Genomic DNA, 24,791 nt, shown 5'->3' on the forward strand with positions numbered 1-24,791 from the left:
ATGATTTTTTGTCATTCGCAATAAAATGTATAGTTTTCTAGCAAGAGGCAGCCTCGCTTACCGGGGCTTGTGCTCATAGCGATGCAGCGCTTTGGCGAAATTTCCCTCCAGCAGCTCGCTCAATTTTTGGATCATCCGGTCCGGATTCTCGGTCATTCCATTCTCCATCCATTGAATCACGAGGCCGGTAAAGGCCAACGCATAGAAATTGGCGATAAATTTCTTATCCTCTTCCCGAACCTCCATTTTATCCGATACTTCGTTCACCACATCCATCATCAAGCCCGTCGTGACGCTGTACAAATAATGATCGAGATGGTTCCTTGCCAATGAGTTGAGTGTGTTGAGACAGAATGCTTTGTTGTTCTCGATATAGAGAAAAATTTTGCGGAGTCCTTGCGTCCATGTGCTGTAGCTTCGGTAGTGGGCGATGCTCTCGACGGCTTCGGATTTGTAGACCCAGCCGAGCAAATCGTAAATGTCCTGGAAATGGTAGTAAAACGTTTGCCTGTTCAAGCCGCAGTGATCCACGATATGCCTGACCGTAATTTTATTGAAAGGGTGGTCGTTCATCAGTTCCTTGAGTGAGGTTGCAAGCGCTTTTTTTGTAATGAGCGAGCTGGACATTCCATCACCTGCTGTATCAGTATACAACGCTGAAATTTATGCTTATTATACCCGCAATCGTATAACGCTACAAATGACTTGGCGCAACAAGGCGCCCGCTAAAAATGAGGGGCCGTCCCATCGCTTTCTCAAAAAACTCTTGACAGAATAACCGCCTTTGATAAAATAGGCTTTGGATTTGATCGATAATGATTCTCAATATCATTTGTAACATCAAATCCGTCCCATTGCCGCTTCGGCACTGCATTTTTATACATAAAGGGGGTTCCACAAATGCAAGCAGATGGAGCGGTTCACCCTCCTCTCACCGGGACAGTACGATTCTCTCGCCTTATTATCGCACTCGGGCTGCTCCTCCTTGGGGCGATACTGCTTGCAGCAGGCTTTGTCGTTTCTATTTCGTATGGCGCTGCCGACGCAGGCTACCAAGATGTATTGGATTTGATATTGGGATTCAATACCGATTCGGCTTCCCAGTTGCTCATTTACGAGCTCCGGATGCCGAGAGCGATCAGCGGAATATTGGTGGGCGCGTGCCTGGCGGCATCCGGCGCGATCATGCAAGGCATCACCCGCAATCCGCTGGCCACCCCTTCGATTATGGGGCTGTCTCAAGGCTCGGGTCTGGCGATTGCCATCGCCATGATTGTGTTGCCGGCGTTAAGCTACCTTGAAATGGTCATCTTCTCCTTCGCCGGCGCGGCGGCGGGAGTCATGATCGTCTACGCGATCAGCGCGCTGTCCCCGGGCGGGATGTCGCCGATCAAGCTGGTCCTGGCCGGAGCGGCAGTGAGCTCTCTCTTCGGGGCGCTAGCCTCCGGGCTGGCGATTTATTTCAACATCGCGCAGGACATCAGCTTCTTCGCGGCCGGCGGGCTGACCATGGTCCGGTGGGATGCGATAGATATGCTGTTCCCGGTAAGCGTGGTCTGCCTGGCGATGGCGATTGTGCTGTCGCGGGATATTACCCTGCTCAGCTTCGGCGAGGAAGTGGCCGCCGGACTGGGGCAGCGCACCGTATTGATTAAGGCGATGTGCACGATTGTCGTCTTGTTCATGACCGGCGCCGCCGTATCGGTAGCGGGCGGGGTTGGCTTCGTAGGGCTGATCATCCCGCATATGGTGCGGTCGCTCGTCGGTGTCGACTATCGGCTGATTATTCCTTGCTCTGCCGTATTCGGCGGCGTTCTCGTCACCTATGCGGACATTGCAGCCAGATGGTTCAACGCGCCTTATGAGACACCGATCGGGGCGGTTACCGCCGTCATCGGCGTCCCGTTCTTCCTCTATCTGGCGCGTAAAGAAGGGAGGGCCCTATAATGCGGTCGTTACGGATGACCCTGCATGGACGAGCTTCCCTTGTGCTGAGCCTGCTGGCCGCGATGATTATTGCGGTATTTCTCATCAGTCTGAATTCAGGCTCGATCCCGTTGTCTCCGCTTGACGTACTCAAGACGCTGTTCGGCGGCGGAACCCAGCAGCAGGAGACCCTGCTGTTCCAGTTCCGGATGCCGCGCATGGTCATTGCGCTGCTCATCGGGTGCGGGCTGGCGGTATCGGGTGTCATCCTGCAGGGATTGTCGCGCAATGCGCTGGCCGATCCGGGAATTCTCGGAATTAACGCCGGGGCCGGGCTGGCGGTTGTACTCTTCATGTATTTGGTGTTCGAGACGAAGGAGATCAAGAGCGTATTGCCGACAATGACCATTCCGCTGTTCGCATTGGTCGGCGCCGGCGCAACGGCCGTGCTTATCTTTACGCTGGCCTGGAAGCAAGGCATCACCCCGATCCGGCTCATTCTTGTCGGAATCGCGGTATCTGCCGGCCTCGGTGCGGTCAATACGTTCATATCCTTGAAATTAGCCAACGCCAACTTCATGTATGCCACGGTCTGGCTGGCGGGCAGCCTGTGGGGAACAAGCTGGGCGTTCGTGATTGCGATTCTGCCCTGGATATTGGTGCTCGTTCCCTATGCCATGTGGAAGGCGCGTTCTCTTAATGTGCTTCAGCTCGGAGACCCGTTGGCGACGGGCGTCGGGCTGCGCGTCGAGCGCGAACGCGGCAAATTGATTTTTGCCAGCGCCGGATTGGCCGGAGCCTGTGTGGCCGCGGGCGGCGGCATCGGCTTCGTCGGCCTGATTGCGCCTCACATCGCCCGCAAGCTGGTCGGGCCCAAGCATCAGCTTCTGATTCCGGCCGCGACCTTGATCGGGGCGCTGCTGCTGCTGGCGGCAGACTTATTGTCGCGCAATGTCCTGAGCCGGACGGAGATTCCGGTCGGCATCGTTATCTCCGTGCTGGGGGCGCCCTACTTTCTCTACCTTTTAATGAAAACCAAGGCATAGGTCATGTACGACTGTTCTCAAGGGACGATGCTCCGTTAGCACCAATAGAACCTTAGGAACAACCTCTATACACGCTTCCGAGATTGCCTTAGCATGCCAAGGGGGGGATGCCTTGAAAATGAGCAAGATCGTCATCATGGAACGGCAAAATGGGGCCAAGCAATAAAAATAGAGAAGAAATGAGGAAATCCGATATGATGAAACGGTTGATAAGCGTAACATTGATTTTGGTATTGGCACTTATTTTTACAGGATGCGGCCAAAAGGAAGGCGCCCAGGCAACAGGCAGCCAGGAAAGTGCAGCTCAGCAGAATGAGAAGGCAGCGGAGGAACAGAAGACAGAGGAACATAAGGCGGAGTCCACGCAGGAAGCCGACTTCAAGGTGGTCAACACATCGCGCGGCGAAGTGAAAATTCCGGTGAACCCCCAACGCGTCGTCGACCTTGCCTATGCAACTGAAGAATTATTGATCATGGGCATCAAGCCGATTATGTCGTCAGCCGGCCCGGATCTGCCCGATTACTTGAAGGACAAGCTGGAAGGAGTAACCTTGGTGGATGCCGGCTCCGTGAAGGTGGAAGACGTGATGGCGCTGAATCCGGATTTGATTATTACGAGCGGCCGCACGGAGAAGCTGTACGATCAGCTCACGCAAATAGCGCCTACGGTCCAGTTGGAGGGCGACTTTTACACGTGGCGCGAACGCTTCCCTGAGATGGCCGGCATCTTGGGCAAAGAAAAGGAAATGAATGAATGGCTTGCTCAATATGAAGAAAAAGCGAAGAAAATCGGCGATGAAATTAAAGCCGTCACAGGAGATGCTACGTTTGCCCTGTACGTGACGAATGCGTCGCAATACCGGATTTACGGAAAAGCCTTGCTCGGCGACGTCTTGTTCTCTGACTTGAAGCTGCCGATGGGCGAAGGAGCGCCGACGGAGTCAAGCGTTGAAATTGTCTCACTTGAAAATCTGTTCAAGTTCGATCCGGACTATATTTTCTTGGGCCTGTACGGCAATAATTTGGCCGTGGCGCAAAAAAAGCTGGATGACATGCAAAAATCCGAGCTATGGGGCAAGCTGAAGGCAGCCAAAAACGGCCATGTCTATATGCTGGACAATCCAACATGGTCGTTAGGGACATTCCCGCTCGGCAAAGAAAAAGCACTTGAAATGGTGCGCGATATGGTATTGAAAAAATAAAGCAAAAGGCCGTCCCGTACGTCACACTGCATGACGTACAGGACGGCCCTCCCTCATCTGCCTTCCGGTTAAATGTTGCGGTAAACCATCAATATAACCATGATGATAAACAGGATAAAGACGAGCGTGCCGAACATCTGCGTCTTGTCAATCGCTGCCGTATTGCTCTGGCCGGCCTTCGCCGACTGCAGCGCAACCTTGATCTGCTTGCCCATAATTCCGCCCAGCGCGGCAATGGCGAGAAACACTACCATCGTCAAAATAATCCACAGCATGGAATAGCTGCCTTTACTAATCAAGTAGCCGCCGGTCAGAAATTGCGCGATCAGCGCGTACTGGGCTATCCGGTTCGCGGAATGCACGCCAAGCAGCAGCCCCTCCTGTCCCGATGCCGATACAAGCTTCAGCTTATTAACGACAAACGGAATGACCGCGTATATCCCCATTGCGACCGCCCCAAGGATATGCAAGAGTAAAAGAGCCATGGTCATAAGGAACATTCCCTCCATAGTCATGTTAAGTATGTAATATTGGTTCCTATTATACTAGACTCTTCCTCTGAACACAAAGAAAGATGGCCATTTTCGGGCCATCTTTCTGCATATCGCTATAATATTTGTCACAATTTCGATTTATCCGGCAACAACTTTGATAACATTCCGTACGGATTCGGCCGATTTGTCCAATGCCGCCCGCTCTTCCGGCGTCAAGTCAATCTCAATCACTCTCTCGATGCCGTCGCCGCCCAGTACGGCCAATACGCCCATGAACAGCTGGTCGTAGCCGTATTCGCCTTCCAGGTAAGCGATGACCGGCAGAATGCGCTTCTTGTCCTTCAGAATCGCTTCGGTCATCTGTACCAGCGAAGCCGCCGGGGCATAGTAGGCGCTGCCGTTGCCAAGCAGGTTCACGATCTCGCCACCGCCGACGCGGGTGCGCTGCACGATCGCATCAATGCGCTCCTGCGGAATCAGCTTCTCAATCGGTACGCCGCCGACATTCGTGTACCGAACGAGCGGCACCATGTCGTCGCCATGTCCGCCAAGCACGACTCCGCGGACATCTTCCACCGACACGTTCAATTCCTGCGCGATGAACGTGCAGTAACGAGCCGTGTCCAGCACGCCGGATTGGCCGATGACGCGGTTCTTCGGGAAGCCAAGCGTCTCGAATGCGGCGTAGGTCATCGCATCGACCGGATTGCTCAAAATGATGACGTAAGCATTTGGGCAGTATTTTTTCACATTCTCGCAGACGGACTTCACAATGCCTGCATTCGTGTTGACGAGATCGTCCCGGCTCATGCCCGGCTTCCGCGCTACACCCGCCGTAATGATGACGATGTCGGAATCCTTCGTATCTTCATAGTTGGAGGTACCTGTAATCTGGCTGTCGAACCCTTGCACCGGGCTTGCCTCCAGCATGTCAAGCGCCTTCCCCTTCGTTGGATTCTCGAGTTGGGGGATATCCACCAATACAACGTCTCCGAGTTCCTTTTGGGCGAGCATCAAAGCAGTAGTAGCGCCCGTGAATCCCGCACCTACTACTGTAATCTTGTTGCGTCGAATAGCCATTCCGGTCGACCCCCTATTTCATATGGTTAATGATATGATCAGCGAATTGCGAGCATTTCACTTCCGTTGCATCGTCCATCAGACGGGCAAAGTCATAGGTTACGGTCTTGTTATTGATGGCCGTCTCCATGCCTTTGTAGATCAGGTCGGCAGCTTCCTGCCAGCCAAGATGCTCCAGCAGCATGACGCCGGACAGAATAACGGAGCCCGGATTGACGACATCGAGATCCGCGTATTTCGGCGCGGTTCCGTGCGTCGCTTCGAAAATGGCATGTCCGGTAACATAGTTGATGTTCGCGCCAGGGGCAATGCCGATGCCGCCAACTTGCGCAGCCAGCGCGTCGGACAAGTAGTCGCCGTTCAGGTTCAGCGTAGCGATGACGTCGAAGTCCTTCGGACGCGTCAGCACTTGCTGCAGCGCGATATCGGCGATGGCGTCCTTGATGATGATCTTGCCGGCCGCTTCCGCTTCCGCCTGGGCCTTGTTCGCTGCATCTACGCCTTCCGCTTCCTTGATGCGATCGTACTGGCCCCAAGTGAACGTCTGCTCGGCGAATTCCTGCTCGGCTACTTCGTAGCCCCAGTTCTTGAACGCGCCTTCCGTGAACTTCATAATGTTGCCTTTGTGAACCAGCGTTACGCTCTTGCGCTTATGGGTGATCGCGTATTCGATCGCTGCGCGCACGAGACGCTTCGAGCCTTCGGAAGATACCGGCTTGATGCCGATGCCGGAAGTCTCAGGGAAGCGGATTTTCTTAACGCCCATTTCCTGCTGCAGGAAGGCAATCACTTTCTTCACTTCTTCCGATCCGGAAGCATACTCGATGCCGGCATAGATATCTTCAGTATTTTCACGGAAAATGACCATGTCAACCAATTCCGGACGCTTGACCGGAGAAGGAACGCCGTTGAAATAGCGGACCGGACGCAAGCAGGTGTACAGATCCAGCTCTTGGCGAAGCGCGACGTTCAGGGAACGGATGCCGCCGCCGATTGGCGTCGTCAACGGTCCCTTGATCGCGACGATATATTCACGAATCGCTGTCAGCGTATCGTTCGGCAGCCATTCGCCGTATGTGTTGTAGGCCTTCTCGCCCGCGAACACCTCATACCACGCCAGCTTGCGCTCGCCCTTGTACGCCTTCTCGACTGCGGCATCGAGCACCCGCTTCGATGCGCGCCAAATATCGCGGCCCGTTCCGTCGCCTTCGATGAACGGGATAATCGGATGATTAGGCACTTGCAGCTTGCCGTCTTGAATTGTAATTTTCTCGCCTTCAGTAGGTAACTCGAACTTCTCCAATTGAACCATGGACGTTCCTCCTTAAGTAAATTGCCGCACCATCACGCGATGCAGCCTTCGTCTGCCATACGATTGGCGGGAGCCACAACTCCATTGTAGCAACCCGCCGTCTGGTAGCACAAGCCAGTTCGATTATTCCGCAGCACCGTCCCGTGTCCGGCGATTATCGATCCGCAAGCGGAACGTAGCGCTGGACGGCCGGTCCGGTATACTCGGCGCGCGGACGGATAATCCGGTTGTTCTCGTACTGCTCCAAAATATGAGCCGTCCACCCGGACACCCGGCTTACCGCGAAGATCGGAGTGAACAGATCGCGCGGAATGCCAAGCAGCGTGTACACCGAGGCCGAATAGAAGTCGACGTTCGGCTTCAGACCCTTCTGACCGGTCACAATCTCTTCGATCCGCACCGACATGTTATACAGTTCGAGATTGCCGCTCTTGCTGCCAAGCTCGCGAGACATCGCCTGAAGATGCTTCGCCCGCGGATCTCCGTTCTTGTAGACGCGGTGTCCGAAGCCCATAATCTTTTCTCTTCGATTGAGCTTATCTTGAATGTAATCCTCCACGCGGTCGAGCGAGCCGATCTCTTCAAGCATCTTCATGACGGCTTCGTTGGCTCCGCCATGAAGAGGTCCCTTCAAGGCTCCGATAGCCGATACGATGCCGGAATAGATGTCGGATAGCGTCGCCACCGTGACGCGGGCGGCGAACGTGGAAGCGTTTAACTCATGATCTGCGTGAAGGACGAGCGCTTTGTCCATCGCTTTTACAGCGCTTGCCTCCGGCTCTTCCCCGGTCAGCATATACAAGAAATTGTATGCGATGGAACGGCCGGCTTGCGGAGCTACCGGCTCCTTGCCCGCGCGAAGACGCGCATAAGCGGCAACCACGGTAGGCAGCTTCGCCTGCAGGTTCACCGCCTTGGCGACATTCGCCTCCCGGCTCATATCGTCGGCCAACTCGTCATACAGAGCCAGGGCGGAAATGGCGGAGCGGAGAACAGCCATCGTATTGGCGTTCGACGGGTACAATCTCATTTGATCGATGACGGCAGGAGAAATTGCCGCATTCTCGTCGAATTGCTTCTGTAATGCAGATAATTCGTCACGGTTCGGCAGCTTGCCATGCCAGAGCAAGTACACGACCTCTTCAAAGGTTGCGTAATCAGCCAAATCGTCGATATTGTAACCGCGGTAGGTCAGCGTGCCGTCGATAATCGAGCTGATCGACGATTCCGCTGCAACAATACCTTCCAAACCTTTCGTCGCTGTCATGTGTCCTCTCTCCTTTGCATTACTAACCTATATCAATTCCAGCTTCCCTTTTCTCTGCCAATCCTGATGTTCCCTGACTATTTGGAAATAGGCAGGTTCTTTCTACTTTAAATCATAAAGGATTTTGTCGGAACTGTGAACGGTTTCATTACAGAATGTGGATAGAAATGCTTTATCACGTCTATAAATGCTTTTTGTGAAAATAAAAATGAAAGTCTTGTGATTTTAAGCATAGCATTACATATAGAGGTCTGTCCCACGTTCGGATCCGGGAAGCAGGAATCCCGGTCACCCAAGCCGGAAAGGAGACGGGAAAATGAATCACATACTGTTGAAACGGCTGTGGAGAGGAAGCCTTGTCCTGGGAGGATCCGTCCTTGTCTGCGTCTCTTGCTACGTTCTCTTGCCTGTGATGTACCCGTTCTTAATCGCGTGGCTGATCGCGCTCCTGCTGAATCCGATCGTTGATTGGATGAGCGAATCGCTGCGCTTCCCCCGCTGGCTCAGCGTCACGGTGTCGCTGCTGCTCTTCCTGCTCGGAATGATGACGATTGCGGCCGCCGTTATTACACGCATCGTCAAAGAAATATATACGGTCTCGTTAACGATGGATTACACACTGAATCAGTGGAGGGAGCTGTTTGTCCGTTTTTTCGACAGCGGGGAGGTGCAGCAGTTCATCCAATTGATCAGTTCGATCTACAAGGATAATCCCAATGTCCAGGAATCGATCAACCGCAATCTGGCCGATACCGCTCAGACCGTCACGACCGCGATTACGAATCTGATCACGCTCTTCCTGGACGGCATTGTCCGGCTGCTCACCAGCCTCCCCAACGTCGCAACCATCGCGATCGTCGTCCTGCTCGCCGCCTTCTTCATCAGCAAGGATTGGCTGCGGTGGCGGCGCACGGTGCTCGCCTGGGTGCAGGAGCCGCTCCGGACGCCGGCCGGCACCATTTGGCATGATCTGAAGGGGGCCCTGTTCGGCTACTGCCGGGCGCAATTCCTGCTTATCTCGATGACAATGGTCTTCGTCACGATCGGCCTCATCCTGCTCCGGGTCGACTACGCGATTACGATCGGACTGCTGGTCGGCCTTGTCGATCTGCTCCCCTACCTGGGCGTAGGAGCGGTCATGGTGCCTTGGATGATATACAGCTTCGCGATCGGCAACACCTCGTTCGGCATCGGACTTGCCGTCCTCTACGCGATTGTCCTCGTCGCCCGCCAGGTGATGGAGCCGAAAGTGCTGGCCTCCAGCGTCGGACTCGATCCGCTCATCATGCTCATGGCCACCTTCGCCGGCCTCAAGCTGCTCGGCGTGCTCGGCCTGATCGCCGGGCCCGTCGCCGTCGTCATCATTGCCGCTCTGCACCGGGCCGGTATCTTCACGGACTTGCGCAACTACATTATGGCGGGAAGGCACTGAGAATTCGGGGCGAGCGCCCGCATGCCTATCACCGTAGGGAATCCTCCGCTTTTCGCCGTTCACGGAGGGCCCGGATGTCGTCATGCCGTACAGTTATCTATTTTGGTTGCGGGACGGATCGGAATATGACATAGAGGTGTCAGGTTCAACCTAATAAAATATAAGAAAAACCTGAAAAGGAGCGCGCTATGGCAAGCTACGAATACACCTCCAAAGAAGAACTAAAAAAAACCATCCATGCCGCTTATCTGCTGCTGGATGGCGAGTTCGAGGGAATTGACGACAGTCAAAAGGACAATAGAGTTCCGGAAGTCGATAGAACTCCCGCCGAAATCATCGCCTACCAGCTCGGATGGCTGCACCTGGTTATGGGCTGGGATAGAGATGAACTGGCGGGAAAACCCGTTATCATGCCGGCTCCGGGTTATAAATGGAACCAGCTCGGCGGCCTGTACCAATCGTTCTACGCTGCTTACGCCGATCTTTCCCTGACCGAGCTTCGGCGGTTGTTCCGAGATACAGAACGCCAGTGGCTGGACTGGATCGACACCTTAAGCGAAGAAGACCTGTTTACCCAGTCTGTCCGCAAATGGACCGGGGACAAGCCGAACTGGCCGATGGCCCGATGGATTCACATCAATTCCGCCGCCCCCTTCAAAACATTCCGGGCAAAAATCAGAAAGTGGAAAAAACATCAGAGACAAGCGTAATTCGTCCGTCTGTCCCGACGGCGCGGTGTATGGAACCTAATCCCAACGCGTCAGGAGCCGGAACTTGCCGGGAAAGGCGGCCCACCAATCCTTTGCACATCGTTGCTGTTGATGGAGAATGTTGTCGGGTGCGCAGGCTGGTTCTTGTGCTTGTAATTTGTTCTTGTCCTGATGCCTTTGTCGAATGGAGAGGTACGCTGGGAAAGTCCTTATGACCAATATCCCAACGCGTCAGGGGACCGAACGTGCCAGCCACAAAGATTGAATGAAAAAGCTCGTAGTCCCTGACCCAGCCCGTCCTGACTGAGGGGAATAACGTCCATAAGGCTCTTGGTGCTTACCTTCCTGACCGAGCATAAGGCGCTCCTGCGTACTTACCTGCCCTGACCGAATGGGATATCGAGCATATGGCGCTCCTGCGTACTAACCTGCCCTGACGGAACGGGATATCGAGCATAAGACACTCCTGCGTACTAACCTGCCCTGACGGAACGGGATATCGAGCATATGGCGCTCCTGCGTACTTACCTGTCCTGACCGAAGGGGATATCGAGCATATGGCGCTCCTGCGTACTTACCTGCCCTGACGGAACGGGATATCGAGCATATGGCGCTCCTGCGTACTTACCTGCCCTGACCAAATGGGATATCGAGCATATGGCGCTCCTGCGTACTTACCTGCCCTGACCAAATGGGATATCGAGCATATGGCGCTGCTGTGTGCTTACCTGCCCTGACGGAACGGGATATCGAGCATATGGCGCTCCTGCGTGCTTACCTGCCCTGACGGAACGGGATATCGAGCATAAGTGGCCGGAACGGAACAACGACATGATGCACGCATCATGTCGTTGTCTGTGCGGGCGCACCTCATCAATGTCGCCGATAGTAGATGAAGCTGCCATCCTTCATTTTCTTTTCAATCCATTTAAGCAAGTAATGCCTGTATAGGGGCCGGGTCAGAGGAAACACGAGCGTGAAGCCCACAATATCCGTGAAAAAACCGGGGGTCAGCAGCAGCACGCCGCCAGCCAATATACAGAGCCCGTCAATGACCGCCCGTCCCGGAACCTGTCTCGCTTGAAGCTGCTTCTGGGCATCTCCCCATACTTGAGCTGCCTCGTAGCGCGCGATGATCGCGCCGATCACACTGGTCAAAAGGATCAGGAGGAACGTGTTCCACCCTCCTATCCAGCCGCTGACGAGGAGAAAACCATATATCTCCAAAGCCGGAATTAAGGTCAATACGATAAGTATGCCTATCATGATCGGGTTCATGCTCGCATCTCCTTCCCTCTGAAGTGAATTTCATGCTGCCGCTGCGAAGCCGAGGCTTGCGCGAGCGCAGCTTGCCACGTTATCTCTCTTGCTGGCGCTCAATGGCCGGTCAGTCATCAGCCCGACCGCGACGCGAACGATCGCCGATGCGGAGCAGTCCTTGAAGGAGCGTCAAGGGCATGCCTGCTTCAGCAGATCCCATACATCAGGCGCTTCCCGCTCGATCCGGGCCGGTCTCCAGTTCGCGTTCAACCAAGCCAGCGTCGTCTCTCCTTCGACGAGGCGCTCGCCTTCCGGCTCAACATACCAGCCGGCTTCGGCAACCCCCGCGCCTGCGCGGCAGATGCAGGAGGCGAAGGTGAGGCGCAGAGGCGTCCGCTGAATGAGCTTCGTGAACACGATCACCGTATCATCGTATACAGCCGGGCGCATAAAATGCAGATGCAGGTCGACGACCGGCAGCAGCAATCCCCGCGATTCCAGTTCACGGTAGGTTAGGCCTTGGGCCCGAATCCATTCAGTGCGGCCCACCTCGAACCAGGTGACGTAATTGCCGTGGAATACGACATCCATCCGGTCGGTCTCCTGGTATCTGACACGCAGCGGAAATCCATGCCACGCGGCTTGCGGGTTCATTCCGGCATCGCTCATTCCCATTCCCCCCTATTGTATCCTATGGAGCCTCCGCTCACAAATGCAACAGAAGCAATGGCGGTTGCACCATTGCTTCTGCTTATTTTTATGAAATCGATGCCCGAATCAAAGGCTGCCGATTAAGAAAGGCGGCTTTGACCGATTTGGCTAATCTTGATCAAGTTCGTTGAGCCTGCGCAGCCGGTAGGCACGCCAGCCGTAATGACGACGAGGTCGCCTTCGGATACGATGCCCGTGTTCACGCCGCCGCGAACCGCTTCATCGAACATTTCGTCCGTCGAATTGGCTGCTTCGCTCTTGACGGTAACGACGCCCCAGGACAGGCACAGACCACGCATCACTTGCTCCGATGGAGTGACAGCGATGATTGGCGCCTTCGGACGGTATTTGGATACCATCCGTGCCGTATAGCCTGTCTGCGTAGAGCTGATAATCGCCTTCGCATCCAGCTCCAATGCAGAGTTCGCTACCGCTTGGCTGATAGCGTCAGTTACAGTCGCCTGCTGCTTCGAGCTTTGCTTCGCCAGAATCTCATGATATTCGAGCGCAGACTCTGCTTTCTCTGCAATGCGGGACATTGTCAGTACCGACTCTACCGGATATTTACCTGCAGCCGTCTCGCCGGACAGCATGATCGCATCGGTGCCGTCGAAGATGGCGTTCGCCACGTCGCTCGCTTCAGCGCGGGTCGGACGCGGGTTGCGCTGCATGGAATCAAGCATTTGCGTTGCAGTAATGACCGGCTTGCCGGCCAGGTTGCACTTCTCAATCATTCGCTTCTGAACGAGTGGCACTTCTTCCGCCGGAATCTCGACACCGAGGTCTCCGCGCGCAACCATCAGGCCGTCGGATACTTCCAGAATCTCGTCGAGGTTGTCCACACCTTCTTGGTTCTCGATCTTCGAGATGATTTGGATGTGGCCTGCGTTGTTCTCTTCGAGCAGGTTGCGGATTTCCATGACGTCGCTCGCTTTACGCACAAAAGAAGCCGCAATGAAGTCGATACCCTGTTCAATCCCGAAGCGGATATCATTTGCGTCTTTCTCCGTAATGCCCGGCAGAGAAATCTTCACGCCTGGAACGTTTACGCCTTTTTTGCTCTTAATCGTTCCGCCGTTAACGATTTTACATTTGATTTCTGTGCCTTGAATATCAACGACAGACAGTCCGATCAGACCGTCGTCGATCAGAATCGTTGAACCTGCTTCCACATCTTGCGGCAATTCTTTATATGTAACCGAGATGCGGTCCTTGTCTCCCAAAATTTCTTCCGTCGTCAATGTGACATATTCGTCCTGAACGAGGTCAATCGGCTCTACCGCCAATTTTCCCGTACGGATTTCCGGGCCCTTGGTGTCGAGCAGGATAGCAACTGTCTTGTTCAGCTCGGCGCAAGCCTGACGAATATTTTTGATGCGGTTGCCGTGCTCATCGAAGTCGCCGTGCGAGAAGTTCAGACGGGCGACGTTCATGCCGGCCATGATCAATTTCTTGATGTTTTCCAAGGATTCGCTGGAAGGACCGATCGTACAGACAATTTTCGTTTTACGCATATGAGTTTCCTCCAATGTTGTGCTCTCTTTTTATGTCTATTGTTGCATATCTTGCGTATGCTCTCATCTATCTAATTTACTATATTTCGGCAAGTTTGTATATGAAGATTATCATAATATTTAGTTTTACCAGCATATACCGTTTTTATGATTCGGTACTTCCGACCTTGGTTTGTTCTTCAAATACCCCGATGCGGCGGAATTTCTCATACCGGTCCTCCCGCAGCTCATCGGCGCTCATCTCCAGCAGCTCGGCCAGATGGCGAACAAGCGCTTCTTTGACTTCGGCAGAGGCAGCCGGCACATCTTTGTGGGCTCCGCCCTGCGGCTCGGGAATGATCTCCTCGATGACGTCCATTTCCTTCAGATCGTCTGCCGTAATCTTCATCGCTTCCGCCGCCTGATCGGCCTTCGACGCGTCCTTCCACAGAATGGAGGCCGCCCCGTTCGGGGAAATAGCGGAATAGATCGCATTTTCCAGCATCAGCACGCGGTTGCCCACGCCCAATGCCAATGCTCCGCCGCTGCCGCCTTCACCGATTACGACACAAATGACCGGCACACGGAGCAGCATCATATCCCGCAGGTTGCGGGCGATCGCCTCGGATTGGCCGCGTTCTTCCGCCGTATTGCCCGGATAAGCGCCCTTCGTGTCAATGAACGTAATGATCGGGCGCTTGAACTTGTCCGCTTGCTGCATCAGGCGCAGCGCCTTGCGGAAGCCTTCCGGGTGGGGGCTGCCGAAGAAGCGGGCAATATTATCCTTCGTATCCTTCCCGCGCTGATGGCCGATGACCGTGACGGGAATGCCGTTCAGACGCGCCAAACCGCCGACGATCGCGAGATCGTCGCCATACAGGCGGTCTCCGTGCATTTCGATGAAATCGGTAAAAATATGCTGAATGAAATCAAGCGCGGTCGGACGTTGATGATGTCGTGCCAAGTGCATCTTCTGCGACGGACTGATCGTGGTATAAATGTCCTCGGCCAGCTTGGCGTAACGCTGCTCCAACCGGGCGATCTCCTCAGTAAAGTCAATATTTTTTTCTTCGCCGAACCGCTTAAGCTCGTCTATTTTGTTCTTCAACTCTACCAAAGGCTGCTCGAACGGAAGCTCACCCGCCATGCGTCACCTCTCCTTTCACGGTATGCAGATCAATCAGCTTGATCAATGTTTGGCGCATGTCTTTACGCGGTACGACCAGATCGATCTGTCCGTGCTTCAAGTTAAATTCCGCCGTCTGGAACTCGTCCGGCAGCTTCTGGCGAATCGTCTGCTCGATGACAAGTCGTCCGGCAAAGCCAATTCTCGCGCCGGGCTCCGCTATAATAATGTCGCCAAGCATCGCGAAGCTGGCCGATACGCCGCCCATCGTCGGATCAGTGAAGACGGAAATATACAATCCGCCGGCCTCGTGGAACTTGGCCAACGCCGCGCTCGTCTTCGCCATCTGCATCAGGCTCAGAATACTTTCCTGCATCCGCGCTCCTCCGGAGGTGGAGAAAATGATCAGAGGATATTGCTTCTGCTGCGCCGTCTCGATCGCGCGCGTCACCTTCTCGCCGACGACGGAGCCCATGCTTCCCGTGAAAAACTCGAAGCTCATGACGGCAACCACAACCGGAAATCCGCCAATGGTGCCTTCGCCGGTGATTACGGCCTCTTTCAAGCCCGTTTTTGCTTTTTGAAGATTCAACTTCTCCATATAATCCGGAAATTGAAGCGGGTCGACAGAATCCATATCCGCATCATATTCAAAGAAACGGCCTTCGTCCAAGGTCATTTCGATGCGTTCCCACGCATTCAATCGCAGATGATGACTGCACTCCGAGCATACCTTCAGGTTTTTTTGAAATTCTTTATGATACTGAATCGTGCCGCATTTCGGGCATTTGTTCATTAACCCTTCGGGTATTTCACGCTTAGGACGATCATCGTTCATCATCGGCGAAGGTACTGTTGCGTACTTTTTCTTTTGAAATAAGTCTTTAAACACCCGTTACACCTCTTTAGGCGTGATTTCTCAGCAAAGAGCAGTCTTGCGGCTCCCCAGAGATTGTCCTAACCGCAGGCAATAAAAATCGGCTGTCTGAACAACCTAGCGTTCATCCATCAGCCGTCTCATGCATGCAAAATCGAATTGAGCACCTCTTGAACTTCCTCGACTTCCCCGGAAGGTACCAGGATTTCAAATTGTTGTTTGGAGAGATGGACAGGGCGAACCTGTACGAGAAATCCTTCCTCTGTCAATCTGATCTGGATCTTCTCAGCTAAATTGGCAGTCGGAGCGATGTAGATAACTGTCCACATGCGCGTATGACCCCCCTAACGTCCCAAGTACGGCTCATATAATGCCATTATGATAACATAATTGACATTTTCACCGCAACCAAATCCGGTGGAATCGCTCGCCGTCATGTATGTCAGGGGAGTCTTCGGAGCCTCCGTTCAAGCTACAGCCCGTCATCTTCCGCATCGTAGCTGCGCGCGTCCCGGTTCCGGTGCGCGATGCGGGCGGAAGCCGCCGCCGCCAATCCGGCGACGATATCGTCGAGAAATACGTGCACCTGCTCCCGGTTATCGTTGAGCTCGCGGATGACGCCGATTTTCGCTTTGTCCAAATAGCCGAAGCTCGTTAAGCCAATCATGCCGTATACATTCGTAATCCCCATCGCGAGCGTCTCGTCCACCCCGTACAAGGATTCGTCCGCCTCCATAATCGATTGCAGCGGCTCGGGCAGCCGCTTCTGCTCCGCCAGCTCATCCAGCGCAATGCCGGTAATGAGCGTATATTGGACTTCCCGCTTGCGGATTACCGTCCGCACGCTATCCAGGCACGCTTCCATCGTCAGAGAAGCATTGTAAGGCGCCTGGAGCTGATAGACGATGTCCGCGATGCTGTCCAGGGTGACACCCCGCCGGTTGAGCCATTGCTCGGCCATATCGAGCGGCATGGCCATCCCCTCCCTTCCCTGTCCTCCGTTCGGACTTGTCTCCTGCATCTGAGACGTATCTAAAATGTATGCGGAAGGGCGGGGAAATGTTCACCGCTTGATCATTATTTTACGCGTACGCTTCCTTCGCCGAATAGCGCCTCGATTCGCTTGAACAGGTCTGGCGAAGGCTTCAGCGCGTACGAGTCATTCAGCGCGAGAAGCTGCTGCTCGCGCTCGTAGAACAGCACGGTCGGCAGCGGGCCGGGCTGCGTCCGGAGGAGCCGCTTCAGCTCCTCCAGCAGCTCCGGCCGCTCGCGGTCGGCCGTGATCTTGATGTAGACGCGCTGGCGCTTCGCCCCGCGCGGCGCGCTCTTGGCGCCGGAGCCCGCCGGTGGCGCCTGCTGCGGCTGGCCGGCCGCAGCCGGGCGCGGCGGCGTGGCCCGGTGTCCGGCGGCGCCGGCCGCTACGGGCGCGGCGGCATCCGGTGCGCGCATCCCTGCCGCAAGCGGCTTCCGCCGGCGGGCGGCGATGCGCTTCGCCAAGCCGGAGACGGCGCCGGCCTCGAGCGGCACCACCTCGTGGGCGAGCAGCTTGAAGCCCTCGTCCTCGAGCTGCACCTTCGCCTGCACCGCCACGAGCGCGCCCTTGCCGACGAGCCGCTCCGCCCGCTTCCACACTTCCGGGAACAGCACGACCTCGGCCCGTTCCACGCGGTCCTCCAGCTCGGCGAAGGCCATCGGCTTGCCCTTCTTCGTCGTAATGGTGCGAAGCGACACGATCATGCCCGCGACGATGCACTCGCTCTCGTCAGGCGCCTCGTGCAGGTCGACAAGCCGATCGGTGTCGAGCTCCTCCAGCAGTTGATCGTATTCGTCCAGCGGATGCCCGGACAAATAGAGACCGAGCAGCTCCCGCTCCAGCTCCAGCTGCTGCGACATCGTGAGCGGCTGGACATCGGGATAATCGATCGTCCAGTTGTTCACCTCGACGAGATCGAGGAATTGGATCTGCAAATCTTCCCGATCCTTGCGCCACTTCGCGGCCGCCTCCAGCGTCTCGTCGATCATGGCGAGCAGCTGGGCGCGGTGCCCCGGCAAGGAATCGAAGGCGCCGCCTTGGATGAGCGACTCAATAACCCGCCGGTTGCAGACGCGCAGATCGACCCGCTGGCAAAAATCGAGCAAATCCGCATAAGGCCGCTCCTGACGCTCGCGAATAATGCTGTCGATCGCCAGCGTGCCGACATTCTTGATCGCGCCCAGGCCGAAGCGGATGCCGCCCGCAACCGGCGTGAACGGCACGAAGCTCTCATTCACATCCGGAGGCAGCACCTCGATGCCGAGCCGCCGGCAATCGTCGATATATTCCGCCACCTTCCGGTGGCTGCCCATATTGGCGGTCAACATGGACGCCATGAATTCTGTCGGATAATGCGTCTTCAAATAAGCCGTCTGGAAGGCGAGCACGGCATACGCCGCCGCATGGGCACGCGGGAAGCCGTAGTCGGCGAAGCGGACGATCATGTCGTACACCCGGTTCGCTTCTTCCGCCGAATAGCCCTGCCCCAGACTGCCTTCCACGAAATGCTGGCGCTGCTGGTCCAGCACTTCACGCTTCTTCTTCGATACGGCCCGCCGCAGCAGATCCGCTTCCCCCAGGCTGAATCCCGCCATCTTGGAGGCAATGTGCATAATCTGCTCCTGATAGACGATAATTCCGTAAGTATCCCGGAGAATCGGCTCCAGATCGGGATGCGGGTATTCCACCGGCTTCAGGCCGTGCTTGCTCTGAATAAAATTCGGGATGAACTCCATCGGACCCGGCCGGTACAGCGCGAGGACAGATATGATATCCTCGAACGACGATGGCTTCAATTCCCGCAGCACGCGGCGCATGCCGGCCGATTCCAGCTGGAACACGCCGGTCGTATCGCCTCTGCACATAAGCGCATAGGTAGACGGATCCGTGTCGTCGAGCGCGTTCAGGCTGATCTCGTCTCCCGTATCCTTCTTCACCCAACCGAGCGTGCGCTCGATAATCGACAACGTGCGCAGGCCGAGGAAATCCATCTTCAGCAGTCCGACCGCTTCCAGATGCTCCATCGAATACTGCGTAAGCGCCGCATGCTCCGTCCCGGCCTGTAGCGGCACGTAATGCGTCAGCGGCTCCCGGCTGATAACGACCCCTGCCGCATGGGTCGACGCGTGGCGCGGCATCCGCTCCACCTTCGCCGCCATGTCGAGCAGCTCGCCGATGCGGGGCTGGCGTTCCTTCCATTCACGCAGCTCGCTGCTGGCGTTCAGCGCCTTAGCCAACGTCATGCCAATCTGGTTCGGGATCAGCTTGGCGGCCCGATCCGTCTCGTTATAGGGTACGTTCAGCACCCGGCCGACATCCCGTACGGCCGCGCGTGCGGCCATCGTGCCGAAGGTGATGATCTGCGCGACTCGATCATGGCCGTATTTGTCTGCGACATAGTGGATGACTTCGTCGCGCCGCTCGTCATTGAAATCGATGTCGATATCCGGCATCGTAATCCGTTCAGGATTGAGGAACCGCTCGAACAGCAGCCGGTATTTGAGCGGATCCACATTCGTAATGCGCAAGGTGTAGGCGACCAGGCTGCCGGCGGACGAACCCCGGCCGGGTCCGGTCATGATGCCCTGCTCATGCGCGAAGCGGATGAAATCCCACACGATAAGGAAATACTCGGAGAATCCCATCTTATCGATCGTGTCCAGCTCATAGTTCAGCCGCTCCTGCGCCGCCGCCCGGAACTCCTCTTCCGCCCAGACGGGCAGATCCGAGTAGCGCCGTTCAAGCCCTTCCTGGCACAACTGCCGCAAGTACTCTGGGGCGGACACCCCCGGCGGCAGCGGCTCGAAGGAAGGAAGAATCGAGGCGCCAAGGTCCAGCGTCACCTGACACTGCTCCGCAATGCGCGCCGTATTGGCCACCGCCTCCGGAACGTGGCGGAACAGCGCGTTCATCTCCTCCCTCGACTTGAAGTACATTTGGGTCGTCCCCATCTTCAGCCGATCCTCGTCTTCCTTCGTCTTGCCCGTGCCGATGCAGATGAGGACATCCTGCACCGCGGCATCCTCTTCCTCCATATAATGGACGTCATTCGTTACCGCAAGCGGAATGCCCGTCGCCTCGCTGAGCGCGACAAGGCCGAGATTGACCTTCTTCTGCTCAGGCAGCCCGTGGTCCTGCAGCTCCAGATAGAATCCGTCCTTGAATATGTCGCGGTAACGTTCCGCCGCCTCCCGGGCGGCCTCTTCGCGCCCGTGGAGCACATGCTGGGACACCTCTCCTCCAAGGCAAGCGCTCAGCGCGATGATGCCGTCCGCATGCCGGCGCAGCGTGTCCATGTCCACCCGCGGCTTGTAATGAAATCCTTCCAAATGCCCGATGGACGTAATCCGCATCAGATTGCGGTAGCCTTCTTCGTTCTTCGCCAGCAGAATCAGGTGATAGATTGGCTGCTCCTTGCGGGAGCCTTTTTCATGAAGGGACCCGGTCGTAACATAGGCCTCCATGCCGATAATCGGCTTGACGCCGTGCGCCAGGCAAGCTTTGTAGAAGGCGATGGTCCCGTACATGACCCCATGATCGGTAAGCGCCAGCGCCTTCATTCCATATTGAGCCGCCCGCGCGGCCAGATTCTCGATGCGGGCCGCACCGTCAAGCAGGCTGTATTCACTGTGAACGTGCAGGTGCACGAACGGTTCCATAGCCTTCCCCTCCCCTTCGTGTGCCGTGCCATGTATGGGAACATATTTTCGTCTATCTTGTATTGTATCATATTTTTTCACGGAAATTCTATATATGTATAAAGGACATCTTGTCCGCCGGGCACCCGCGGGAGCAGGAAAGGAGAAACCATTCAATGGGTACGTTTCTGTCCAAAGCGCTCATCGATTTTTTCATCGCCTTCGGCGTCGTGCTGGGCGGATCAATACTGGCCGGCATCGGGGCCGTCGTCGCGCTGCAATCGCCGGTCGATACGATGCAGCATATTTCCGAGCAATTGAAAATATGGGCCGTCGTCGCCGCCGTCGGCGGAACGATCGACCCGATACGCGTCATCGAAAGCAACTTCCTGGACGGGAACCTCTCCCCGGTCTTCAAGCAGCTGCTCTACATCCTCGTCTCCTTCATCGGCGCCCATATGGGAACCGAGCTGATTCAGTGGATATGCCGAAGCCGAATCTAGCCGCAGAAGGGTGCCGTCAGCGAGAGGGGGCGGGTCTATGCGGCTGAAGGCAGTACCTAGATGGCTGGGCGACATCGCGCTCGTCCTGGTCGGAGCTATCATTGGCGCGGCGGTATACCACGCGATGCACCTGCACCAATTCAACGAGCTGATGATGATGAACATCGACCTGCAGGACAGGCTGGCCCACTATAAAGCGGAGGCAGAGGATCTGCTTCGCTACAAGAACCGGCGGACGATTGTGAAAAGCATCGAGGTTCATATTTATGAGCCCGCCACGAGCACGGCTCTTCCCCAGGCCCATGAAACCGAGATCCGGCGCCGCCTGTTGAAGGATTTATCCGGCTTGAAGGGCAGGGACGTCTTCCAGATTGACGAACATTCGAAGCTGGTCGAGGGTCTCTTGGCCAACAAAATATATCCCGATGTGCATGAGAAGGACTACAGCGTGCTGCTGCGCACGATGCTTGTCACCGAGGGCGTGCTTCACGTGTGGGTCGATGTCAAACCTTATATTCCGGCGAAGGTGCCCTAAATATTGGGATGCAGTGGAATCTGTGATACACTAGGGACAGCCATAACCTATGAAAAGCATGTGAGAAGGAGAGTTCTTCCTGATGGAATGGATTCAATGGACGCTGTTCCTGTTATTGTGCATCACTTCCGTGCTGTCCGTCTTTTTCAGCATCCGCTCCCGGCGGCAGACGGACACGGTGCTCCGCGGCCTGTTCGCGGCCAGAATGAATATCTGCATGGGACTGATGCTGCTCTGCCTGGCCGGCATTCAGGCGATGGTATACTCCGCCTCGACGATGCGCATCATTGTCGGCGCCGTCGTCATGCTGCTCGGGCTGTTCAATCTGCTGGCCGGCGTGCGCAACCATATGCACTTCCAGCGCATTCTGGACGGGGTCGGCTCCTCGAAATAAGCCGCCGCACATCCATGCGCCCTCGCACGATGGCGCATAAATAGCCTCTGCCCCCGGTGGGCAGAGGCTATTTGCCGTGGAAAGGCGGGGATCAGTCGTGATCGATCGACTGCATCGTCATCATCGCTTTGGCCGCCAGCACCTCTCCATGCCGAATCTCGACCTCCAGCTTGCAGAACTTCCGGCTCATTTCGATCAATTGAGGCTTCAGCGTGACGACATCTTCAATCTGGAGCGGACGGACGAAATACGTGGTGATATTGTCCATCACGTGATCGTAGCTCCGCATCTCCTTGACCGCCCGCAGCGCGGCTTGCGTCATCAGCGTCGTCAATATGCCCTCCGACACCGCGCCGAAGCCGTTGACCATCTGGGGCGTAATCGCCCCGCGGAACATCGGATTGCCTTCCTCGTCCCGCTGTTCCTCGAAGCCGTTCCATATCAAATCAACGAACGTCTCGCCTAATTGCGTCTCCTGACGCGCGTCCCGCAGCGCGTTCAGCACCTCGCGGCGCGTCACGACCGCAATCAGCTTCCGGCTCCGATCGACGACAGGCAGCAGTTCCACCCCTTCCCACACCATCGTATGGGCGGCAGTAGCCAGCGTCGTCTGCAGCGTGGCCGTCAGCGGGCTTCGCGTATACAGCTTCTCAATCGTCTGCTGCGAATCCGCGCCGAGCATATCCTTGTACGTCATCATCCCGATGACGCGGTTCCATTCGTCCACGACCGGGAAGCGGCTGTGACCCGTCTCTTCCCGCATCCGCTCGAAATCATGCACCGTACTGGAAGGACGCAGCACATACATTTTCGATTTCAACGTGACGATATCCTCGATGATCATAATCTTCTTCTTGATTAACCGGTCGAACAGCGCGCGGTTAATGATCGAGGCGACCGTGAACGTGTCGTATTTCGACGAAAAAATCGGCAGATTCAGCGCATCCGCCAGCAGCTTGACCTCGCGGCTGGTGCCGAATCCCCCGGTGATGAGGACCCCCGCGCCATGCTGAAGGGCAAGCCGATGCGCATCTTCCCGGTTCCCGACGATAAGCAGGCTGCCGGCATCGATATAGCGCTCCATCGCGTCGAGCTTCATCGCCCCGATGACATATTTGTTCAGCGTCTTCTCGAGACCTTTGCCGCCGCCCAATACATGTCCGCCCAATATGTCGACCACTTCACCGAAGGTCAGGTTGTCCGACATATTGCGCGGCTTCTTCTCGACGCGGACCGTTCCTATCCGCTCCTTCGTAATGACGATGCCGATGCTCTCCGCCTCTTTGACGGCGCGGTAAGCGGTCCCCTCGCTCACCGACATCTCCTTCGCCAGCTTGCGCACCGATATTTTCGTTCCCGGCTTCAAGCCCTCGATATGATGGAGCAACTGCTCATACTTCGTAACCGTCCCATCATTCCCTTCCATCTGTTACACCCCCGGACTCCGAACTGTTGTACTCTGTATTTATGATAGCACATCTTCAAAGAACGATGCAAAAAAATCGGATCCGGCGCTTCGATCCCCTATCATGCAAGGCAATACGCCCTTCATCGGCTCTGCTGCGCTTGTGGAGGACTATGAAGTGGCGCATCATATTCAGGCGGCATTCGATTATAACAGCAGATTCCGGGATACCCGTCATTGCTCCAAAAATATAACCGCCCACAACAAAGGCGGCCATTTTACACCGCTCACGTCAATGAATTGCAGATATTTTCAGTATACTTTGTGATGGCTTCATCGTAATCCGGATACTTGTATCCGAGACTTGCGGCCACAGCCTTAGAGTATGTGCGGAACAACGTATAGCAAGTAGATAATGACTGCCACATTTCTTCATACCCATTCTGCGAATAGGTGGAGAGCAGCGATTTCCAATCTTCCTGTGGAAGGTAGCGGTCAATAAATTTGTAGTTCTTCCCCACGCTAAAGGTATATCCTTGCTCTGAGCCAATCTGCCAAGCCATCATTCTCAACAAATTCGGCCGCGCAATCTCGTGCAAATGGTCGATCGCAAACAGGATTTCTTGTCTCGCCAATCCTTTTACGACGTAAGTGGCAACCATCCAGAACTCATTGCAGCAATCATCAAATTCTCTTGCAGTCGGCCTTTTTATCCAATATTGACGGTCGTCTGCGATTACTTCCTTGTTGATACGAGCATCCTTATCAAGCAGGACCTCCACCAAACCGTCGCTCTTGGCAAAATAATCGTCTACTTCGCTCATCGGAATAAGGGTTAGGTCTAATTTATTGCCATCCTCAAAAAGAATAATATAGGAAAACCAATTCCCTAACTCCGAGGGAAAAAGCTCCATATCCTCGGGTTTTTGCATCATCTGCCGATTTCCGAAAATGTTGAGCCATTGATCATTTTCCTTGAACGAATCGATATCGGTTACAAAGTAGGAAACGTCATAATCTTGAAACGTATCCGGGGGAATATTTCGGTTTGTACGCGACCCTTCCAAAGTGGCTAATCGGATTCTCTGATCAGTCCTGGCGAAATCGACGAACATATTCATCATTTCTTGTTCGCTTCTCAATGCAGTAGCCCTCCGTTCTAACCTTTATCTTTTGTAAAAAGAAAAACAGTCCGCCAATACGGCCGCATCACTTGGACGAAGACTGACAATTGTTGTTATTGCAAGTCACGAGCGTATTTTTCTTATTCGGCGTTTTATTTTCGTATTCCTTGCGTTCTCAACCATGGTCCATCAACGGTTAAAACGAAAAAAAGACGCCGGAACG

At 55.2% G+C, this 24,791-nt stretch carries 23 protein-coding genes; 8 read left to right on the forward strand and 15 right to left on the reverse strand.

Features of this window, described 5'->3' with window-relative positions; all coding sequences use genetic code 11:
- Window positions 1–57: 57 nt before the first annotated feature.
- Window positions 58–627: a dihydroxyacetone kinase transcriptional activator DhaS gene (gene dhaS, locus NNL35_RS24500; RefSeq protein WP_006680100.1), complete on the reverse strand. Its 570-nt coding sequence runs from the start codon at window positions 625–627 to the stop codon at window positions 58–60.
- Between the two features lie 273 nt (window positions 628–900).
- Here dhaS and NNL35_RS24505 point away from each other — a divergent pair, with 273 nt between their 5' ends.
- The 3 genes from NNL35_RS24505 to NNL35_RS24515 all read left to right on the forward strand — a co-directional run bounded on the left by NNL35_RS24505 (window position 901) and on the right by NNL35_RS24515 (window position 4,174).
- Complete coding sequence (locus tag NNL35_RS24505; RefSeq protein WP_006680101.1) at window positions 901–1,947, forward strand: FecCD family ABC transporter permease; 1,047 nt, start codon at window positions 901–903, stop codon at window positions 1,945–1,947.
- The gene (locus NNL35_RS24510) at window positions 1,947–2,972 is read left to right on the forward strand and encodes a FecCD family ABC transporter permease (protein WP_006680102.1); all 1,026 of its coding nucleotides are present in this window, start codon (window positions 1,947–1,949) and stop codon (window positions 2,970–2,972) included. The genes NNL35_RS24505 and NNL35_RS24510 overlap by 1 nt, the downstream gene beginning before the upstream one ends.
- Window positions 2,973–3,166: 194 nt before the next feature.
- Window positions 3,167–4,174: an ABC transporter substrate-binding protein gene (locus NNL35_RS24515; RefSeq protein WP_006680103.1), complete on the forward strand. Its 1,008-nt coding sequence runs from the start codon at window positions 3,167–3,169 to the stop codon at window positions 4,172–4,174.
- A 68-nt stretch (window positions 4,175–4,242) separates the two neighbouring features.
- On the opposite strand, the gene NNL35_RS24520 is transcribed toward NNL35_RS24515, so the two are convergent.
- The 4 genes from NNL35_RS24520 to citZ all read right to left on the reverse strand — a co-directional run bounded on the left by NNL35_RS24520 (window position 4,243) and on the right by citZ (window position 8,327).
- A complete protein-coding gene (locus NNL35_RS24520; protein WP_254553819.1) occupies window positions 4,243–4,659 on the reverse strand; it encodes a hypothetical protein in 417 nt (138 codons plus the stop codon).
- Window positions 4,660–4,806: 147 nt separating this feature from the next.
- Entirely contained in the window at window positions 4,807–5,748 is a 942-nt protein-coding gene (gene mdh / locus NNL35_RS24525) for a malate dehydrogenase (protein ID WP_006680105.1), read from the reverse strand.
- A 13-nt stretch (window positions 5,749–5,761) separates the two neighbouring features.
- On the reverse strand, window positions 5,762–7,060 hold the full coding sequence (icd, locus tag NNL35_RS24530) for an NADP-dependent isocitrate dehydrogenase (RefSeq protein WP_006680106.1): 1,299 nt from the start codon (window positions 7,058–7,060) through the stop codon (window positions 5,762–5,764).
- 154 nt (window positions 7,061–7,214) lie between these two features.
- Window positions 7,215–8,327: a citrate synthase gene (citZ, locus tag NNL35_RS24535; RefSeq protein WP_006680107.1), complete on the reverse strand. Its 1,113-nt coding sequence runs from the start codon at window positions 8,325–8,327 to the stop codon at window positions 7,215–7,217.
- Between the two features lie 316 nt (window positions 8,328–8,643).
- Here citZ and ytvI point away from each other — a divergent pair, with 316 nt between their 5' ends.
- Together ytvI and NNL35_RS24545 are read left to right on the forward strand one after the other, a co-directional pair.
- Window positions 8,644–9,759, forward strand: coding sequence for a sporulation integral membrane protein YtvI (gene ytvI / locus NNL35_RS24540; protein ID WP_006680108.1), 1,116 nt, complete (start codon window positions 8,644–8,646; stop codon window positions 9,757–9,759).
- 188 nt (window positions 9,760–9,947) lie between these two features.
- Window positions 9,948–10,469, forward strand: a complete 522-nt coding sequence (locus tag NNL35_RS24545; RefSeq protein ID WP_006680109.1) for a ClbS/DfsB family four-helix bundle protein — start codon at window positions 9,948–9,950, stop codon at window positions 10,467–10,469.
- Between the two features lie 873 nt (window positions 10,470–11,342).
- On the opposite strand, the gene NNL35_RS24550 is transcribed toward NNL35_RS24545, so the two are convergent.
- From NNL35_RS24550 to NNL35_RS24585, 8 genes are all read right to left on the reverse strand, one after another.
- Window positions 11,343–11,747: an FxsA family protein gene (locus tag NNL35_RS24550; protein WP_006679849.1), complete on the reverse strand. Its 405-nt coding sequence runs from the start codon at window positions 11,745–11,747 to the stop codon at window positions 11,343–11,345.
- 171 nt (window positions 11,748–11,918) lie between these two features.
- Window positions 11,919–12,398, reverse strand: a complete 480-nt coding sequence (locus tag NNL35_RS24555) for an acyl-CoA thioesterase (RefSeq protein WP_006679848.1) — start codon at window positions 12,396–12,398, stop codon at window positions 11,919–11,921.
- Between the two features lie 122 nt (window positions 12,399–12,520).
- A complete protein-coding gene (pyk, locus tag NNL35_RS24560; protein WP_006679847.1) occupies window positions 12,521–13,954 on the reverse strand; it encodes a pyruvate kinase in 1,434 nt (477 codons plus the stop codon).
- Between the two features lie 145 nt (window positions 13,955–14,099).
- Window positions 14,100–15,080 carry an acetyl-CoA carboxylase carboxyl transferase subunit alpha gene (gene accA, locus NNL35_RS24565; RefSeq protein ID WP_006679846.1) on the reverse strand — a complete coding sequence of 327 codons (981 nt, stop codon included), beginning with the start codon at window positions 15,078–15,080 and terminating at the stop codon, window positions 14,100–14,102.
- Window positions 15,070–15,951: an acetyl-CoA carboxylase, carboxyltransferase subunit beta gene (gene accD / locus NNL35_RS24570; protein ID WP_040734430.1), complete on the reverse strand. Its 882-nt coding sequence runs from the start codon at window positions 15,949–15,951 to the stop codon at window positions 15,070–15,072. Before accD ends, accA begins: the two co-directional genes overlap by 11 nt.
- A 125-nt stretch (window positions 15,952–16,076) precedes the next feature.
- Window positions 16,077–16,265 carry a hypothetical protein gene (locus tag NNL35_RS24575; protein ID WP_006679844.1) on the reverse strand — a complete coding sequence of 63 codons (189 nt, stop codon included), beginning with the start codon at window positions 16,263–16,265 and terminating at the stop codon, window positions 16,077–16,079.
- A gap of 143 nt (window positions 16,266–16,408) precedes the next feature.
- Window positions 16,409–16,909 (reverse strand): phosphatidylglycerophosphatase A family protein, encoded by a 501-nt coding sequence (locus NNL35_RS24580; protein WP_006679843.1) that lies wholly within the window; start codon window positions 16,907–16,909, stop codon window positions 16,409–16,411.
- 104 nt (window positions 16,910–17,013) lie between these two features.
- Window positions 17,014–20,628: a DNA polymerase III subunit alpha gene (locus tag NNL35_RS24585; RefSeq protein WP_006679842.1), complete on the reverse strand. Its 3,615-nt coding sequence runs from the start codon at window positions 20,626–20,628 to the stop codon at window positions 17,014–17,016.
- Between the two features lie 155 nt (window positions 20,629–20,783).
- On the opposite strand from NNL35_RS24585, the gene NNL35_RS24590 reads away from it, so the two are divergent.
- The 3 genes from NNL35_RS24590 to NNL35_RS24600 all read left to right on the forward strand — a co-directional run bounded on the left by NNL35_RS24590 (window position 20,784) and on the right by NNL35_RS24600 (window position 22,039).
- Entirely contained in the window at window positions 20,784–21,110 is a 327-nt protein-coding gene (locus tag NNL35_RS24590) for a YtrH family sporulation protein (RefSeq protein WP_006679841.1), read from the forward strand.
- A gap of 37 nt (window positions 21,111–21,147) precedes the next feature.
- Window positions 21,148–21,645 carry a sporulation membrane protein YtrI gene (locus NNL35_RS24595; RefSeq protein WP_006679840.1) on the forward strand — a complete coding sequence of 166 codons (498 nt, stop codon included), beginning with the start codon at window positions 21,148–21,150 and terminating at the stop codon, window positions 21,643–21,645.
- Between the two features lie 82 nt (window positions 21,646–21,727).
- Window positions 21,728–22,039: a YtpI family protein gene (locus NNL35_RS24600; RefSeq protein WP_006679839.1), complete on the forward strand. Its 312-nt coding sequence runs from the start codon at window positions 21,728–21,730 to the stop codon at window positions 22,037–22,039.
- Between the two features lie 91 nt (window positions 22,040–22,130).
- On the opposite strand, the gene NNL35_RS24605 is transcribed toward NNL35_RS24600, so the two are convergent.
- Both NNL35_RS24605 and ant(6) read right to left on the reverse strand, forming a co-directional pair.
- Window positions 22,131–23,465, reverse strand: a complete 1,335-nt coding sequence (locus NNL35_RS24605; protein ID WP_006679838.1) for a DRTGG domain-containing protein — start codon at window positions 23,463–23,465, stop codon at window positions 22,131–22,133.
- Window positions 23,466–23,731: 266 nt separating this feature from the next.
- Window positions 23,732–24,586 (reverse strand): aminoglycoside 6-adenylyltransferase, encoded by an 855-nt coding sequence (gene ant(6) / locus NNL35_RS24610; RefSeq protein ID WP_040734424.1) that lies wholly within the window; start codon window positions 24,584–24,586, stop codon window positions 23,732–23,734.
- Window positions 24,587–24,791: the final 205 nt, after the last annotated feature.

The sequence above is a fragment of the Paenibacillus dendritiformis genome (assembly GCF_945605565.1).
Classification (GTDB): Bacteria; Bacillota; Bacilli; order Paenibacillales; family Paenibacillaceae; genus Paenibacillus_B; species Paenibacillus_B dendritiformis_A.